Consider the following 15456-nt stretch of genomic DNA (forward strand, 5'->3'; position numbering starts at 1 on the left):
GTCAGGGTCTCCTCATCCACCGGATCGAGTTGAAACATACCCCGAATATATGTAGCGTTGCGCGACACGTCGACCTGCTCGACATAGGCATGTAAATCTTTGGAACAGGTGCAGAGGCGATGAAACGCAAGCAATCGATCAGTCAGATTCGCTGGGACCTGGCGCTGCGCTACCGGCTGATCGAGACCATCGCCTGGTGGGAAGGCCGCCTGACCACGGGCCACCTGATGCAGAGTTTCGGCATCAGCCGCCAGCAGGCATCGAAGGACATCAACACCTACCTGAACGAACATGAGCCCAAAAACCTGACATATGACCGCCACCTGAAGGGCTACAAGCCGACCAAAGGCTTCCAGCCGCTGTTCATCGACGGCAGCGCCAGCGCCTATCTGCATTTACTCGACCAGAACCGTGTGCGCGCCCCGCATATCGAGGGCCTGGCGCTGGCCTACGCGCATACCGAGGTACTGCAGGTGCCGGACCGCAGCATCCGCCCCGAGGTGCTGCGGCCGATCCTGCAGGCCTGTCGCGAGGGGCTGCGGCTGGAGAGCGAGTACGTCTCGCTGGCCAATCCCGAGGTGGAAATCCGCGTGATGGCGCCGCACACGCTGGTGTTCACCGGCATGCGCTGGCATGTGCGCGCCTACTGCGAGAAGAACCGCGAATACCGCGACTTCGTGCTCAGCCGCTTCCGCGGCGAGCCAGACCTGATGGATGAAAGCGAACACACCCGCGAGCAGGACGAGGCATGGAACACGCCGGTGACGGTGCTGATCGAGCCGGACGCGCGACTGAGCCCGGCGCAGAAGACGATCATCGAGGTTGACTTCGGCATGGTCGAGGGCCAGCTGCCGGTGGAGACGCGCGGAGCGCTGGTGCAGTACGTGCTGCAGCGCTTCGGCATCGACCCGAACACCGTGCAGGCCAATGCGGCGGCGCAGCAGCTGCAGGTGGGGAATCTGCAGGCGTTGAAGGGGTGGTTGTACTCGTGAGGGCTTGTGGGCCCGGTCTTGGCCGCGAAGGGCGTCGGCACGGAATTCAGTATGTGAGCGCCGCGCTTTCCTCGGCATTTAGCTCAGGTTTCGCCCTGCTGGGCGACTTACTTTTTTCAGTCACGAAAAAAGTAAGCAAAAACGCTTGCCCCTGCATCCGGCCCGTCGCTTCGCGACGGGTTCGTTCGCTACGCCGCCGCTCCGAGGGTCGCCGTACAAGGGCCATCCATGGCCCTTTACGGCTCTCGCGGCATCCATGCCGCTCGCCCCTCTCCACGACGGCTCCGCTCACCCTCCTGAAGGGGCGACTGGTGCCGCCTGCTCGCTCGTGCAAAAAACACCAAACTGAGACTACTGCCGGGACCTTACAGGCAGTTCTGCCCCTATTTCTCGCCCGAGATGTCGGGTGGATACCTACGCAGAGTTTTCCACCGCAGGCTACAAGTAAGTTCTTGCCGGGACTGGGCAGATTAATTTGCAAACCGGCAGGTAAGCTTCGCGTTACCCACCGTACGGAACCACTTAGAAACTTCCAGTCGGCTCGGACCCCTGCCCCCGTCAGAAGGCCGAGTGGATGCGTTGCGCAGGGGGGCGCGAGGCATGGACGCCGAGCGAGGAGCGAAGGGACAGGGATGTCCCTTCGCGACGACCCCCGGAGCGGCGCCGGAGGGAGGGGAGTTTTGCGAAGCAAAACACGGATGTCGGGGTGGCCTTCTTTTTGGTTACTTTTTCTTGGCCAAGCAAGAAAAAGTGACGCGCCGTGCAAGGCGCAACCTGTAGTCCGGGCCGAGGAAAGCGCGGCGCGCCCAAACCGTCCGCCGAAGCCCACGACAGAAGCCTTACATCCGACGCAACCACCCGCCGCCCATCCCACGCCAGCGGTTCGCCACTGCACCCGCCCACAATGAGCCTGAGCCCATGCGCCTGATCCACACCTCCGACTGGCACCTCGGCCAGACCCTCCACGGCCAGGACCGCGACTACGAACACGCACAATTCCTCGCCTGGCTGCTCGACCAGCTGGTCGCCCACCGCGCCGACGCCCTGCTGATCGCCGGCGACGTGTTCGACACGGTCAATCCGCCACTCAAGGCCCAGGAGCGCCTCTACGACTTCATCGTCCGCGCCCACGAAAAGCTCCCGCAGCTGGACATCGTGATGATCGCCGGCAACCACGATTCGGGCGGGCGCATCGAGCTGCCAGCACCGCTAATGAGGCGCCTCAACGCCCATGCCGTGGGACGCATCAGCTGGGTCGCCGAGGGCCAGCTGGATCACCAGCGTCTGCTCGTACCGCTGCATAACGCCAATGGCAACACCGCCGCCTGGTGTCTCACCCTGCCCTTCCTGCGTCCGGCCGAAGTCACCGGAATGACGCTGGGCGACGACTACATGGCCGGCATCCGTCAGGTCCACGAGCGGCTGATCGCTGCCGCCGAATCCGCACGCCAGCCCGGCCAGGCGCTGGTCGCCATGAGCCACGCACACATGGCCGGCGGCGCGGTGTCGGAGGAGTCCGAGCGCAATATCGTTATCGGCAGCGCCGAAGCGCTGCCGGCCAGTCTGTTCCCCGAGTCCGTCGCCTACGTCGCCCTTGGCCATCTGCACAAGCCGCAGCAGGTCGCCGGGCAGGCGCGCATCCGCTACAGCGGCTCGCCGCTGCCGCTGTCCTTTGCCGAGGTCAATTACCCGCATCAGGTGCTGCTGGTCGAACTGGACGGCGACCAATTGAAAAACGTCGAACAGCTGCCGGTGCCGCGCGCGGTGGAGATGATCCGCATCGGCCGCGCCCCGCTAGCCGACGTGATCACCGCGCTGGAGGCGCTGCCGCCCACCGGCCTGTTCGACGAACACCTGCCCTGGCTGGAGGTACGCGTGCTGCTCGACGAACCGCTGCCGGACCTGCGCCAGCGCATCGAAACCGCGATAACCGGCAAGGCCTGCCGGCTGGTGCGCATCGCCAGCGAATACGCCGGCAAGCGCGGAGAGACTGAATCGGAAGTGCTGCTCGGCCTCGACCAGATCACCCCGCAGGAGCTGTTCGCCCGCGCCTGGGAAGAACAGTACGGCAACCCGGCGGACGAGCAGGCGCTGGACGATTTCGCCACTTTGCTGCAACGGGTCGAGTTCGCCCATGAGGAGGACGATCGATGAAAATCCTCGCCATCCGTCTGAAGAACCTGGCCTCCTTGGCCGGCGAACAGATCATCGATTTCACCGCCGAACCCCTGGCCAGCGCCGGACTGTTCGCCATCACCGGGCCTACAGGTGCCGGCAAGAGCACCATTCTCGACGCCCTATGCCTGGCGCTGTTCGGCAGCACGCCACGGCTCGACAGCGTCTCACCGCTGAACAAGGTTCCCGACGTCGAAACCGAGATCGGAGGTGGCGACGAGCGCAACCTGCTGCGCCGCGGTTGCGGCAGCGGCTACGCAGAAGTGGATTTCGTCGGCGTCGACGGCCACCGCTACCGCGCGCGCTGGGAGGTCAGGCGTGCCAAAGAGAAGATCGACGGCAAACTGCAGGCCAGCAGCCAGAGCCTCACGGATCTCGACAGTGGCACGCTCCTGGCCAGCGGCAAGAAACTCGAATTTCGAGCGCTGCTCGAAGCCCGTCTTGGGCTGAATATGGCTCAATTCACCCGCGCCGTACTGCTGGCGCAAAGCGAATTTTCTGCCTTCCTCAAGGCAAAGGACGACGAACGCGGCAGCTTGCTGGAAAAGCTCACCGATACCGGCCTCTACAGTCGCCTCGGCCAGGCCGCCTTCGAGGCCGCCAAGCAGGCGAAGGAAGGCCTGACTCACCTGGAACAGCAGGCCGGCGGCCTGCAACCGCTGGAGCCCGAGCAGCGTGACGTACTGGAGCGCGAACATCAGGCCCAGCTCGAAAAACTGAAGAAGCTGCAACAGCAGCTCAAGGAGCTGGAAGCCCAGCGGCAATGGCTGAGCGAACTGCAGCGCCTGGAAAACGAGCGCGAAGCGGCACGCCAGCAGCTGCAGGACGCCGAAGACGAGCGCGAGAGCCTGACTGAGGCCCGCCGTATTCTCGACCTGTTCGAACGGCTCGCACCGCAGCGCCACCGATTTCTGCGCCAGCAGGAACTCGAACCGCTGCTGGGCAAAGCCGCCGACAGCCTCGCTCGCCTGCAGCACGAGGCACAAAGCCTGCAGCAACGTCTCGACACCTTGCAGAGCGAGTGCGAAGCGGCCGGCAACGACCTGCGTGCGGCCGAACAGGCGCGCCAGGCAGCCGAGCCCAGGCTTGCGCAAGCGCGCCGTGAAGAAGAACGCCTACAGCATCTGAACGCCGACCTCGCCTCGATCCGCGAAGAAAGCGTCCAGGCCGATGCCGCGGCGAGCACCGGCGAGGCAACGCTCAAGCAGCTCGGCGAGCAGCAACAGCGCGCCGCCGAACAGCTAGCAACGCTGACGCAGCAATTCGAGACGAGCGCAGCGCTGCAACCACTTTGTGCAGCCTGGGGCGGTTACCGTCCGCGTCTGCAACAGGCCGTGCAGCTGGCGGCACGGCTGCAGCAAGGTCAGGGCGAACTCCCGGCACTGGAAGCGCAGGCCAAGGCTGCCGAAACCCGGCAAAGCCAGGCGCGCGAGGCGCTGGACAATCTGCAACGCGAGCGCGACAGCGATCTAGGGCTGGCCGAACAGCTGGCCGGTCTGCATCGACAGCTCGACGAATGGCGCCAGGCCGAGCGCGAAACCGAGGCCCTGCGCGAACTCTGGGCGCAGCAGCTCACGCTCACCGCCAGCCAGCGCGAACTGAGCGACGCCCACATCCGCCAGCAGGCCGAGCTGGACAGCCTGGTACCGCAGGGCAAACAGCTTCGCAGTGACCGTGATGCTGCCGAGCAGGCGCTCAAGGTCACGCTCGCCCTGCTCGAACGCCAACGCCTGGCACGCAGCGAGAATGTCGAAGCGCTGCGTGCGGCGCTCGTCTCCGGCGAGCCCTGCCCGGTCTGCGGCAGCGACGAGCATCCCTGGCAGCACACCGAAGCGCTGGTCGCCAGTCTCGACCGCCACGACAACAGCGAGGCCGCGCGTGCGCAGCAGGCGCTACAGGAACAGGATCAGCGTCTGCAGGAGCTGCGCGATCGCCATGTCGCGCTCAGCACGCAGTTGCGCCAGACGCAACAACGCCAGGGCGAAGTCGAGGCGCAGCTGCAGGCCCTGGCACCGCGCCTGCTCGCCCTGCCCGCACACTCGCGATTGCTTGAGCAGCCGGAAGCCGAGCGTTCGCAATGGCTGGAAGCGCAGCTGACGACACTCAAAAACCAGATCGCCAACGCCAGCCAGCGTCAGCAGCAACTGCTCGCGCTGCAACAGCGCAGCGAAACCCTGCAGCAGGCCTGGCAGGCCGCGCGCGAAGCCTGTGTCGAGGCGACTCAACAACTCGCCCGCCAGCACGATGCCCTGGCCCGCGACAGCCAACAGCTCGACGAGGAGCTGGCGGCCTTCGCCGAACTGTTGCCCGTCGAGCAACTGCAGCGCTGGCGTGAAAATCCGGCGCAGACCTTTCTGCAGTTGGACGTCAGCATCGCCACGCGACTACAGCAACTGCAGGCGCAGACCGAGCTGGCCGAGGAGCTACGCCAGTGCGAGCAGCGCCGCAGCGACGAACAGCTGCAGCAGCGCCATCGCCAGGAGAAACAGGCAAGCTGCAGCGCGCGGCTGACTGAGCGCGAGAAGCTGCTGCTGGCCTGCCAGCAGGAGCTGCGTACCAGCCTTGGCGAGCAAACCAGCGCCAGCGCCTGGCAACGGCAGCTGGACGCGACCATCCAGGCTGCGCGGCAAACCCAGGCCGAGATCGATCGGCAGCTCAACGAGAGCAAGCTTGGCCTGACGCGGCTGCACAGCGAGCAGCAGAACTGTCGCCAGCGCCAAGCCGAACTGGAACAGGAACGCGACGCGCTGAATGCGGAACTGGCCACCTGGCGCACCAGCCACCCGCAGCTGGACGACGCCACCCTCGCCCAGCTGCTGCACATGGATGACCAGCTGATTGCCGAGGCGCGCCAGCGCCTGCAACAGAACGCCGAAACCCTGACCCGCTGTCGCGAGCGTCTGGACGGCTGCCTCAGTCGCCTGAACACGCACAAACTGCAGCAGGCCGAAACGCCGGACATCGAACGGCTGCAGCAGCGCCATGCCGAGCAACTGCAGCAGTGCGAGCAGGCCGACCAGCGCTGCGCGGAAACCCGCGCTCAGCTGATCGACGACGACAAGCGCCGCAGCCAGAGCCAGGCGTTGCTCGCACAGATCGACGCCGCACGGGCCGAGCATCAGCGCTGGGGGCGCATCGCCGCCTTGATCGGCTCCAGCGACGGCGGCGCCTTCCGCAAGATCGCCCAGGCCTACAACCTCGATCTGCTGGTGCAGCACGCCAATGTGCAGCTGCGCCAACTGGCCCGGCGCTACCGGCTCAAGCGCGGCGGCAGCCCGCTGGGCCTACTGGTCATGGATACCGAGATGGGCGACGAGCTGCGCTCGGTGCATTCGCTGTCCGGCGGCGAGACCTTCCTCGTTTCGCTGGCCCTGGCGCTGGGCCTGGCCTCGATGGCCTCGAGCAAGCTCAGGATCGAGTCGCTATTTATCGATGAAGGCTTCGGCAGCCTCGACCCCGAGTCGCTGCAGATCGCCATGGACGCACTGGATTCGCTGCAGGCCCAGGGCCGCAAGGTGGCGGTGATCTCCCATGTGGCGGAAATGCACGAGCGCATTCCGGTGCAGATTCAGGTGCAGCGCCAAGGCAACGGGCAGAGCGCGCTGCGCATCGTCGGCGGACCATCGTAGGGGTGCGCTCCGCGCACCGCATGCACCGAGCGTAGGTTGGGTTGAGGAGCGAAGCGACGAAGCCCAACACGTTCCAGTTGGGCTTCGCTGTGCTCAGCACCAACCTACCCGGGAGCGTCCGCCCTTTGTCATTGCGCGCTTTCATCCGCTTGTGTTTCGCCGCGCCCGGCCGTATGGTTCGCGCGTTTTCCTATCCGCCCAGGTGTGCACGACCGCAAGGTCCGCATTAAACGGGAAGCCGGTGCGCTCGATGAGCAAGGCCGGCGCTGCCCCCGCAACGGTAATCGACCGCGATCCTCAGGGATCGCCGTCCGCTCCACAGCCACTGTGTTCCGACATGGGAAGGTGAGCGTGATGCGTGTCGAAAGCCCGGAGACCGGCCTGACGGATTCGACTGGTGTTGCGGAGGGCAGCACCGTCAAGCGCTGCTGCCCGTCATCCCCCGCGCTTGTTCCTGCCCTCCTCAAAAGTCTGCGATCTTTTGAGGAATTCCTAGAATGAAACTGTCCCGACTTGCCCTGGCCGTAGCGCTGCTGCCCGGCGTGCAGGTGTTTGCTGTTGAGCAGGAGCTGCCAAGCATGCTCATTACCTCCGCCCGCCAGGCTGAACCCCGCGCCCAGGCGACGGCAGCCAATACCGTATTCACTCGCGCCGATATCGAACGGCTACAAGCCCGCAGCGTGCCCGAGCTGCTGCGGCGTGTGCCAGGCGTACAGGTGAGCAGCCCTGGAGGTGTGGCTTCGCTGTCGCTGCGCGGCACCGGCACCGCGCAAACACTGGTGCTGGTCGACGGCCAACGCATTGCCTCGGCCACCAGCGGTTTCGCCCGCCTCGACTACCTGGCTATCGACAACATCGAGCGTGTCGAAGTGATCCGTGGCCCGCGCTCCTCGCTTTACGGTGCAGATGCCATTGGTGGCGTCATCCAGATCTTTACCCGTGGCGGCAAAACCGGAATAAACCCGGAAGTCCGCTTGGCCGCCGGCAGCGACCAGACCTTCCAGCGCAGCCTGAGCCTGGCAGCCGGAACGGAGCAGACCCGTGTCCATCTAGGCGCCAGCCTCGATGAGCGCGGCGGCTTCGATATCACCCGCGACAACCGCGGCGCCGACCGGGACAACGATGGCCAGCGCAACAAGGCCTTGCACCTGAAGCTGGATCACCAGTTCGATGCAGACTGGAAGGCCGGCTTGAGTCTCAACGACCAGCGCGGCAAGAACGAGTACGACGATGCCTACGAGTTTGCTCCGGGCGCACCGCAGGACGAGTTTCGCGTCAGCAGCTACAGCGGCTACCTGGACGGCCAGCTAAGCGGCATCTGGAACAGCCGTCTGGAGCTGGGCCGCAGCTTCGATCGCAACCACGCGGTCGGCTCCAATTACAACGACGGTCTGCTGGAGACCACTCGCCACTCCGCGGCCTGGATCAACCGAGTGCAACTGAGCGAGCGCCAGCAGCTGAGCGTGGGCAGCGACTGGTACGAAGACCGACTCGACGCCACCACGGCCTACCAGGAAGACAGTCGCGACAATCTCGCTTTCTTTGCCCAGCACAGCTACCAGGGCGAAAGCTTCGGCACCGAGCTGGGTCTGCGTCACGACGACAACCAGCAGTTCGGCAGCCACAACAGCTGGAACGCAGCATTCAGCCTGCCGGTAGGTCAGTCGCAGCGCTGGATTCTGATCTATGGCGAAGGCTTCCGCGCCCCGACGTTCACCGACCTTTACGCACCGCCCGCCTGGGGGCCGAACCCCGACCTGCAGCCGGAGACTTCGAAGACCTACGAATTGCAATGGCGCGCTGAATTCGACGAGACCCAGCTGGAAGCCGCGCTTTATCGTACCGACGTCGAAGACATGATTGCCTGGGGTGGAACCCGGATGGAAAACGTCAGCCAGGCACGGATCAACGGTTTCGAAGCCAGTGCGGCGCGCGAACTGCTGGGGTGGCAAGCGAGCCTCGGCGTGAGCATTATCGATCCGCGCGATCGGGACAGCGGACGGGTACTACAACGTCGCGCCAAGCGCTCGCTGAGCCTGGATGTGGATCGCCAATTCGGCGCATTCGGCGTCGGCGCGTCCTGGCAGGCCTTCAGCCAGCGCTTCGACGACAGCGCGTTCAATTCAAACTACGATTCTGAGCGCACCACAATCCCTGGGTATGCCGTGCTGAACCTTCGCACGAGCTGGCAGGCGACACCCGAGCTGCGCTGGGAAGCCAAATTGGACAACGTGCTGGACAAGGACTATCACCTGGCGCTGTACCAGCGCGAATTCGCCAACATGGACAGCGCCTACGGATACAAGGAGCAGGGCCGCACCGCACTGTTCGCCGTCACCTGGACTCCCTCGCTGTAGCAGCGTCTACCGGCGCGCCCGCTCAGGGCGCAGCCGCCATCACTTTGCAGAGCTTCCCGATCGCCCCCAGCATCTGGAAGCTCGGCCGCTCCAGGCCCTTGTCGGGCACTTCAAGCAGTCGGCCGCTGCGCACGGCACTGAGCTGCGGCCAGGCCTGCCATTCGTCCAACTGCGCACCGCTACCGGCGAGGATGACTTCGGGATCGCGGGCAAGCACGGCTTCGATGCTGACCTGCGGCGCCGCCAGGGTCAGGTCGGCGAAAACATTCTGCCCCCCACACACCTCGATCGCTTCGCTGATGATTTGCTGCCCGCCTAGGGTGTACAGCGGGCGATTCCAAATCTGGTAGAACACCCGCAGTGGCTCCGCGCGCACGTAATGGCTGCGTAACTCGGCAAGGCCTGCGCGAAATTGCTCCGCCAGCCGCTCGCCTTGTTCGGCGCGCCCGACGGCGTTACCCACTACAACGAACTGCTCGGCCAGCCCTTCGAGACGGGTCTGCTCGACAACCAGAACGGGAATACCGAACTGCTGCAACTGCTCACGCTGACTGCGCGGCACACTGTCCGGCCAGAGCAGCACGAGATCAGGGCGCAAGCTGAGCAGGGTTTCCATCTCCACCTGGCCATAGCGTCCAACCGAAGGCACCGACTGCAGCGCCGCTGGCCGCTCGCCACCATCCAGGACGCCAACCAGCCGGTCGGCAGCATCGAGTTCGAGCATGATCTCGCTGAGCGATGGCGCCAGGCTCACAACACGCTCAGCGGCCAGCGCAGGCAGCGTCGACAGGGAAACCAGCGCGGCTAGCAGCAGACGTCGCATCAGTGCAGTTGCCGCGGAATGCGGTAGAGCACCAGCAAGACCAAGCTGCCGAATACCAGCAACAGACGAGCAACTGGCTCCATGCCCAGCAGCGCGCCGGCGGCGGCAAACCAGGCCGGTAGCGAGGCGACCAGCAGGCCGCGACGGCGAACGCGACGCAGATCGTTCCAGGCGTCGTCCTCCGCCGGCCCGTTCAGCGCCTGTTCGGTGGCGATCAGTGCATGTTTGAAGCGGGTGAAGGCCCGCAGGCTGAAGAACAGCGACACGAGGCCTGCAGCGAAGAGTGGCAGCCCCCAGTCGGCAAACACCACCGATGTGCGCCCAAGCACCAGCACCGGCAGCACCATCAACAGCGTATGCAGCCAGCCGTCACGTGCGAGCTGGCGAAGGGCGGCGGCGCGCGTCACGACTGCTCGGCTTCGCCTTGGTGAATCTCGCCGAGCATGTGGCCGAGCTTGCCGGCCTTGGTGGCGAGGTAGTTGCGGTTGTACGGGTTATGCGCGATCTGCAATGGCTTGCGTTCGGCGACGCGAATGCCGAAGCCCTGCAGCGCCTTGACCTTGCGTGGGTTGTTGGTCATCAGCTTGATCTCGGCGATGCCGAGATGCTCGAGCATCGGCAGGCAGATGCCGTAGTCGCGCATGTCCGGGGCGAACCCCAGACGCTCGTTGGCTTCGACGGTGTCGGCGCCGGCATCCTGCAGTTCGTAAGCGCGAATCTTGTTCAGCAGGCCGATACCACGGCCTTCCTGGCGCAGATAGAGCAGCACGCCGCGGCCCTCGTCGGCAATCGCGCGCAGTGCCGCTTCGAGCTGGAAGCCGCAGTCACAGCGCAGGCTGAACAACGCATCGCCGGTCAGGCACTCGGAGTGCAGACGACCCAGCACCGGCTTGCCGTCGGCCACGTCGCCGAGCGTCAGCGCGACATGTTCCTTGCCAGTGTCCTGGTCGAGAAAACCATGCATGGTGAACACGCCGAACGGCGTCGGCAGTTGGGAAGCGGCGACGAACACGACAGACACGGGCGGAAATCCCAGGAGGCAGAAAAGCGGACATTGTAACACCAACTAACCGCGAATCTGGCTGGAGAGTTTGGTCGTCGACCGCGCCTATCGTGCCGTCAGGAAGCCGCTCAGGAGGTTTTCGACTCCAGCACCAGTACGCCCTGCTCCTCGCGCCAGCTGACGCGCCCGAGAAAGCTCATGCCGAGCAGCGCCTCGGTAGGCGAACCGCCCTCGACGACCACCGCGTCCACGCCGAGCACCTCGGTCGCTCCGACCTTGACGCTGTTGAGATGCACGCGCCAGGCCTTCGCCGTACCGCTGGCGGTGCTCACCACCATGGGCCGACCGTTGACGCGGTAGTCGATGCCCAAGCGACGGGCCTGATGTTCGTTGATCGCCACCGAGGTGGCGCCGGTATCAACGAGAAACTGAATCGACTGGCCGTTGATCGCCCCGGCGATCCAGTAATGGCCGCCGGTGCCCTTTGCGACGCTCAGCTGGGTCTTGCTTGGCGCCGCGTAGGCGCCGCTGTATTCGCGACTCAGGTTGTAATGACGCTCAACGCCGTCGACGCGCAGCACCGCACCGCTGGCATCGGCGCTCACCACCTGGACGCCGCCAGGGCCGGTCTGGCCGACCCTGACCAGCTTGCGCTGCCCGTCGACATTGACCACCGCAGCGCCCGGAAATAGCCCGACCACTTGCACCATGGAGGCGGCCTGCGCCAGCGCGGGCAGGAGCAACAGGCTGGCGAACAGAACGGAGACGCTACGCATGGCTATTTCTTCCTCGAAACCGGGCCCGGGGCGACGCCGATCATCCTTCAATGGCCGACTGCCTGCAGCGACCGGACGCACAATCAAACCAACAGCGCCACCAGTCCCTGCATGACCGCCCAGGCCGCGACACCGGCGAGGATATCGTCGAGCATAATCCCCACCCCGCCATGGATATGCCGATCGACCCAGCTGATCGGCCAGGGTTTGGCGATATCCATCACACGGAACACCACGAAGCCGAGCAGCATCCAGTACCAGCCTTCCGGCACCAGCCAGAAAGTGATCCAGATACCGACGAACTCGTCCCAGACGATTCCTTCGTGGTCGTGCACGCCCAGTTCGCGCGCCACCTTGCCGCACAGCCAGACGCCGAACAGCATGGTCAGGCCGAGCATCAGCAGATAACCCCACCCCGGCAGCAGTTGCCACAGCGGCACGAACGGCAGTGCTACCAGTGAACCCCAGGTACCCGGCGCCTTGGGCATCAGCCCGGAACCGAAGCCGAACGCCAGGTTGTGCCAGGGGTCGGACCAGACCAGGGTTTGCGGCTTGGCCGCGACTGGTGAGGATTCAGTCAAAACAGCGTTCCTTTCTCGGATCGAAGGCAAGCGACCGCATCGCAGCACTTACGCATTGAAATGGTAGTAGCCACGTTCGGACACAGCGACTTCATTACCCGCCGCATCGATCAGCTGCACACCCTCCCCTGCCAACACCCGGCCGATGACCTGTACCGGCCAGCCGGCGGCCTGCAGTGATACGAGCTCAGCAGCCGGCAGGGTGAAAGCCAGCAGGTAGTCGTCGCCGCCGGCCAGCGCGCAACGCAGCGCTTCGGCGTCGCCGGCGAAGCGCCGCAACGGTTCGGACATCGGCAGGCGATCACGCTCGATCTGCAAGGCCACGCCCGAAGCCTTGGCGATATGCCCACAATCGGCCAGCAGGCCGTCGGAGATATCCAGCGCCGCCGTGGCCTTGCCTCGCAGCGATTCACCCAGGGCCAGCTGCGGTTGCGGCGACCAGTAGCGCGCCAGCAGGTGTTCGGCGACATCCGCATCGGTTTCGGCCTGACCGAGCACCAGCGGCAACGCGCCGGCCGCTTCACCAAGCACGCCACCGACACAGAGCAGATCACCGACCTGCGCGCCGGACCGAACCAGCGCCTGCCCGGACGGCAACCGGCCGAACACGGTGACGGTCAGGCTCAGCGGGCCGCGGGTGGTGTCGCCACCAATCAAACGCAGGCTGCAATCAAGCGCCATCGAATCCAGGCCACGGGCAAGTTCCGCCAGCCAGAGTGGATCGCCAGCAGGCAAGGTCAGGGCGAGGGTGAAGCCGATGGGCGCGGCGCCCATGGCGGCAAGATCACTGGCCGCCACGGCCAGCGCGCGCTGCCCGAGCAGGAAGGGATCGCAGGGATCGGGGAAATGTACCCCGGCGACCAGGGTATCGGTGGAAACAGCCAGCTGTTCGCCGACCGGAAGCTGCAGCAGGGCACAATCATCGCCAATGCCGAGAACGACTTCGCCGCCAGCCCTGGCACAAGCGGCGGCGGCGAAGTAGTGACGGATCAGCTCGAACTCACCCAGCAAGGCGAGCAGCCCTCAGCGCTTGTGGTTGCGCACTTCGGCGCTGCGCAGCGTGGGCGCCAGCTTGTCCAGCACGCCGTTGACGAACTTGTGCCCGTCGGTGGCGCCATAGACCTTGGCCAGCTCGATGCCTTCGTTGATGACCACGCGGTAAGGCACGTCGATGCGCTGCATCAGCTCGTAGGTGGACAGCCGCAGAATCGCCAGCTCCACCGGATCGAGCTCCTCCAGCGGACGGTCGAGATTCGGCGCGATGGCACCGTCGACTTCGCTCTTGCTGCGTGCGACACCGGTCAACAGCTCGTGGAAGTAGCTGCCGTCCACCCCGGAGAAATCGTTGTCGACGCGAAACTGCGCCTCGATTTCGTTGAGGCTCTGACCGGCCATGTGCCACTGATACAGCGCCTGCATCGCCAGGCTGCGGGCAACCCGGCGCGTGGCGATCTTGCCCTTGGCCTTGGGCTGGGGAGCGTCCTGGCTATCGTCGTGATTCAGGCTCACTTCGCCTCCAGCTGCGACAGCAGGCTCACCATTTCCAGTGCGGAAAGTGCGGCTTCGGCGCCCTTGTTGCCGGCCTTGGTGCCGGAGCGCTCGATGGCCTGTTCGATGGAATCGACGGTCAGTACGCCGAAGGCGACCGGCACACCGAATTCCATGGAAACCTGAGCCAGACCCTTGGTGCATTCGCCGGCAACGTATTCGAAGTGCGGCGTGCCGCCACGAATGACCGCACCGAGAGCGACGATGGCGTCGTATTCACCCTGCTGGGCGACCTTCTGCGCAACCAGCGGAATCTCGAAGGCACCCGGAGCACGGATGATGGTGATGTCGTTCTCGCTGACGCCGTGGCGAACCAGCGCATCGACCGCGCCGCTGACCAGGCTCTCGACGACGAAGCTGTTGAAGCGGCCTACGACCAGGGCGTATTTGCCCTGCGGGGCGATGAAGGTTCCTTCGATGGTCTTCAGGGGCATGGGTGCTTTCTCATCTCTTTAAAGAACGAAGGCGCCGCGGACTGCGCGGCGCCTCTGATTATTCGGCCGGGAGGTATTCTACAACTTCCAGATCGAAGCCGGATATCGCGTTGAACTTCATCGGCGCGCTCATCAGGCGCATCTTGCGTACACCAAGATCACGCAGGATCTGCGAACCGGCACCGACGGTGCTGTAGGTCGCCGGGGTCGGCGGCTGCTGGCGGGTCAGCTGCGCCAGCAACTGCGGGCCGGTCAGCGGGTTGCCGAGCAGCAGCACAACGCCCTTGCCGGCCTTGGCCACTTCGCTCATCGCAGCACGCAGGCTCCAGCGACCCGGCACGGTGACCAGCAGCAGATCACGCAGCGGCTCCATGTTGTGCACGCGCACCAGCGTGGGTTCTTCCGGGGAGATTTCACCTCGGGTCAGTGCCATGTGCACGGTGTCCTCGACGCCGTCGCGGTAGGTGACCAGGTTGAACTGGCCCAGCTCGGTTTCCAGCGGCTGCTCGGAAACCCGCTCGACTGTGCGCTCGTGGATCATGCGGTAGTGGATCAGGTCGGCGATGGTGCCGATCTTCAGCCCGTGCTGCTCGGCGAACAGCTCAAGCTCCGGGCGGCGCGCCATGGTGCCGTCGTCGTTCATGATCTCGCAGATCACGCCGGATGGTTCGAAGCCTGCCATGCGCGCCAGATCACATGCCGCCTCGGTGTGACCGGCACGCGCCAGTACGCCGCCCGGTTGCGCCATCAGCGGGAAGATGTGGCCAGGGCTGACGATGTCTTCGGCTTTCGCTGCTCGCGCTACAGCTGCCTGCACGGTACGCGCGCGGTCGGCCGCGGAAATGCCGGTGGTCACGCCTTCAGCCGCCTCGATGGAAACGGTGAATTTGGTGCCGAAACCGGAACCATTGCGCGGCGCCATCAGCGGCAGTTTGAGCAGCTCACAGCGCTCGCGGGTCATCGGCATGCAGATCAGGCCGCGGGCAAAGCGGGCCATGAAGTTGATGTGCTCGGCGGTGACGCATTCGGAGGCGACGATGATGTCGCCCTCGTTCTCGCGGTCCTCGTCATCCATGAGGATGACCATCTTGCCGGCGCGGATGTCTTCGATCAGTTCTTCAGCGGTATTGAGCGCCAT

At 65.1% G+C, this 15456-nt stretch carries 13 protein-coding genes and 1 riboswitch; of the genes, 4 read left to right on the forward strand and 9 right to left on the reverse strand.

Features of this window, described 5'->3' with window-relative positions:
* Window positions 1–119 precede the first annotated feature (119 nt).
* The 4 genes from LW136_RS18435 to LW136_RS18450 all read left to right on the forward strand — a co-directional run bounded on the left by LW136_RS18435 (window position 120) and on the right by LW136_RS18450 (window position 9153).
* On the forward strand, window positions 120–992 hold the full coding sequence (locus tag LW136_RS18435; protein WP_234173499.1) for a helix-turn-helix transcriptional regulator: 873 nt from the start codon (window positions 120–122) through the stop codon (window positions 990–992).
* 918 nt (window positions 993–1910) lie between these two features.
* Window positions 1911–3146: an exonuclease SbcCD subunit D C-terminal domain-containing protein gene (locus LW136_RS18440; protein WP_234173501.1), complete on the forward strand. Its 1236-nt coding sequence runs from the start codon at window positions 1911–1913 to the stop codon at window positions 3144–3146.
* The gene (locus LW136_RS18445) at window positions 3143–6796 is read left to right on the forward strand and encodes an AAA family ATPase (RefSeq protein ID WP_234173503.1); all 3654 of its coding nucleotides are present in this window, start codon (window positions 3143–3145) and stop codon (window positions 6794–6796) included. The genes LW136_RS18440 and LW136_RS18445 overlap by 4 nt, the downstream gene beginning before the upstream one ends.
* A 183-nt stretch (window positions 6797–6979) precedes the next feature.
* Window positions 6980–7195: riboswitch (cobalamin riboswitch) on the forward strand.
* Window positions 7196–7293: 98 nt separating this feature from the next.
* Window positions 7294–9153 (forward strand): TonB-dependent receptor domain-containing protein, encoded by a 1860-nt coding sequence (locus LW136_RS18450; protein ID WP_234173506.1) that lies wholly within the window; start codon window positions 7294–7296, stop codon window positions 9151–9153.
* Window positions 9154–9175: 22 nt separating this feature from the next.
* Here the strand turns inward: LW136_RS18450 and LW136_RS18455 are convergent, their stop codons facing one another.
* From LW136_RS18455 to ribBA, 9 genes are all read right to left on the reverse strand, one after another.
* On the reverse strand, window positions 9176–9976 hold the full coding sequence (locus LW136_RS18455) for a cobalamin-binding protein (protein ID WP_234173508.1): 801 nt from the start codon (window positions 9974–9976) through the stop codon (window positions 9176–9178).
* Window positions 9976–10383, reverse strand: coding sequence for a hypothetical protein (locus tag LW136_RS18460; protein WP_234173511.1), 408 nt, complete (start codon window positions 10381–10383; stop codon window positions 9976–9978). The genes LW136_RS18455 and LW136_RS18460 overlap by 1 nt, the downstream gene beginning before the upstream one ends.
* Window positions 10380–10997, reverse strand: coding sequence for a GTP cyclohydrolase II (gene ribA / locus LW136_RS18465; RefSeq protein ID WP_041014975.1), 618 nt, complete (start codon window positions 10995–10997; stop codon window positions 10380–10382). Before ribA ends, LW136_RS18460 begins: the two co-directional genes overlap by 4 nt.
* A 110-nt stretch (window positions 10998–11107) precedes the next feature.
* Complete coding sequence (locus LW136_RS18470) at window positions 11108–11755, reverse strand: retropepsin-like aspartic protease family protein (protein WP_234173514.1); 648 nt, start codon at window positions 11753–11755, stop codon at window positions 11108–11110.
* An 83-nt stretch (window positions 11756–11838) separates the two neighbouring features.
* On the reverse strand, window positions 11839–12336 hold the full coding sequence (locus tag LW136_RS18475; protein WP_023444676.1) for a phosphatidylglycerophosphatase A family protein: 498 nt from the start codon (window positions 12334–12336) through the stop codon (window positions 11839–11841).
* A 48-nt stretch (window positions 12337–12384) separates the two neighbouring features.
* On the reverse strand, window positions 12385–13347 hold the full coding sequence (gene thiL, locus LW136_RS18480) for a thiamine-phosphate kinase (protein WP_234173516.1): 963 nt from the start codon (window positions 13345–13347) through the stop codon (window positions 12385–12387).
* Between the two features lie 12 nt (window positions 13348–13359).
* Complete coding sequence (gene nusB / locus LW136_RS18485; RefSeq protein ID WP_041014979.1) at window positions 13360–13845, reverse strand: transcription antitermination factor NusB; 486 nt, start codon at window positions 13843–13845, stop codon at window positions 13360–13362.
* Window positions 13842–14318, reverse strand: coding sequence for a 6,7-dimethyl-8-ribityllumazine synthase (gene ribH / locus LW136_RS18490; RefSeq protein WP_003289143.1), 477 nt, complete (start codon window positions 14316–14318; stop codon window positions 13842–13844). Before ribH ends, nusB begins: the two co-directional genes overlap by 4 nt.
* A 58-nt stretch (window positions 14319–14376) precedes the next feature.
* Window positions 14377–15456: a bifunctional 3,4-dihydroxy-2-butanone-4-phosphate synthase/GTP cyclohydrolase II gene (ribBA, locus tag LW136_RS18495; protein WP_014595797.1), complete on the reverse strand. Its 1080-nt coding sequence runs from the start codon at window positions 15454–15456 to the stop codon at window positions 14377–14379.

The sequence above is a fragment of the Stutzerimonas kunmingensis genome, from assembly GCF_021432085.1.
GTDB lineage: Bacteria > Pseudomonadota > Gammaproteobacteria > Pseudomonadales > Pseudomonadaceae > Stutzerimonas.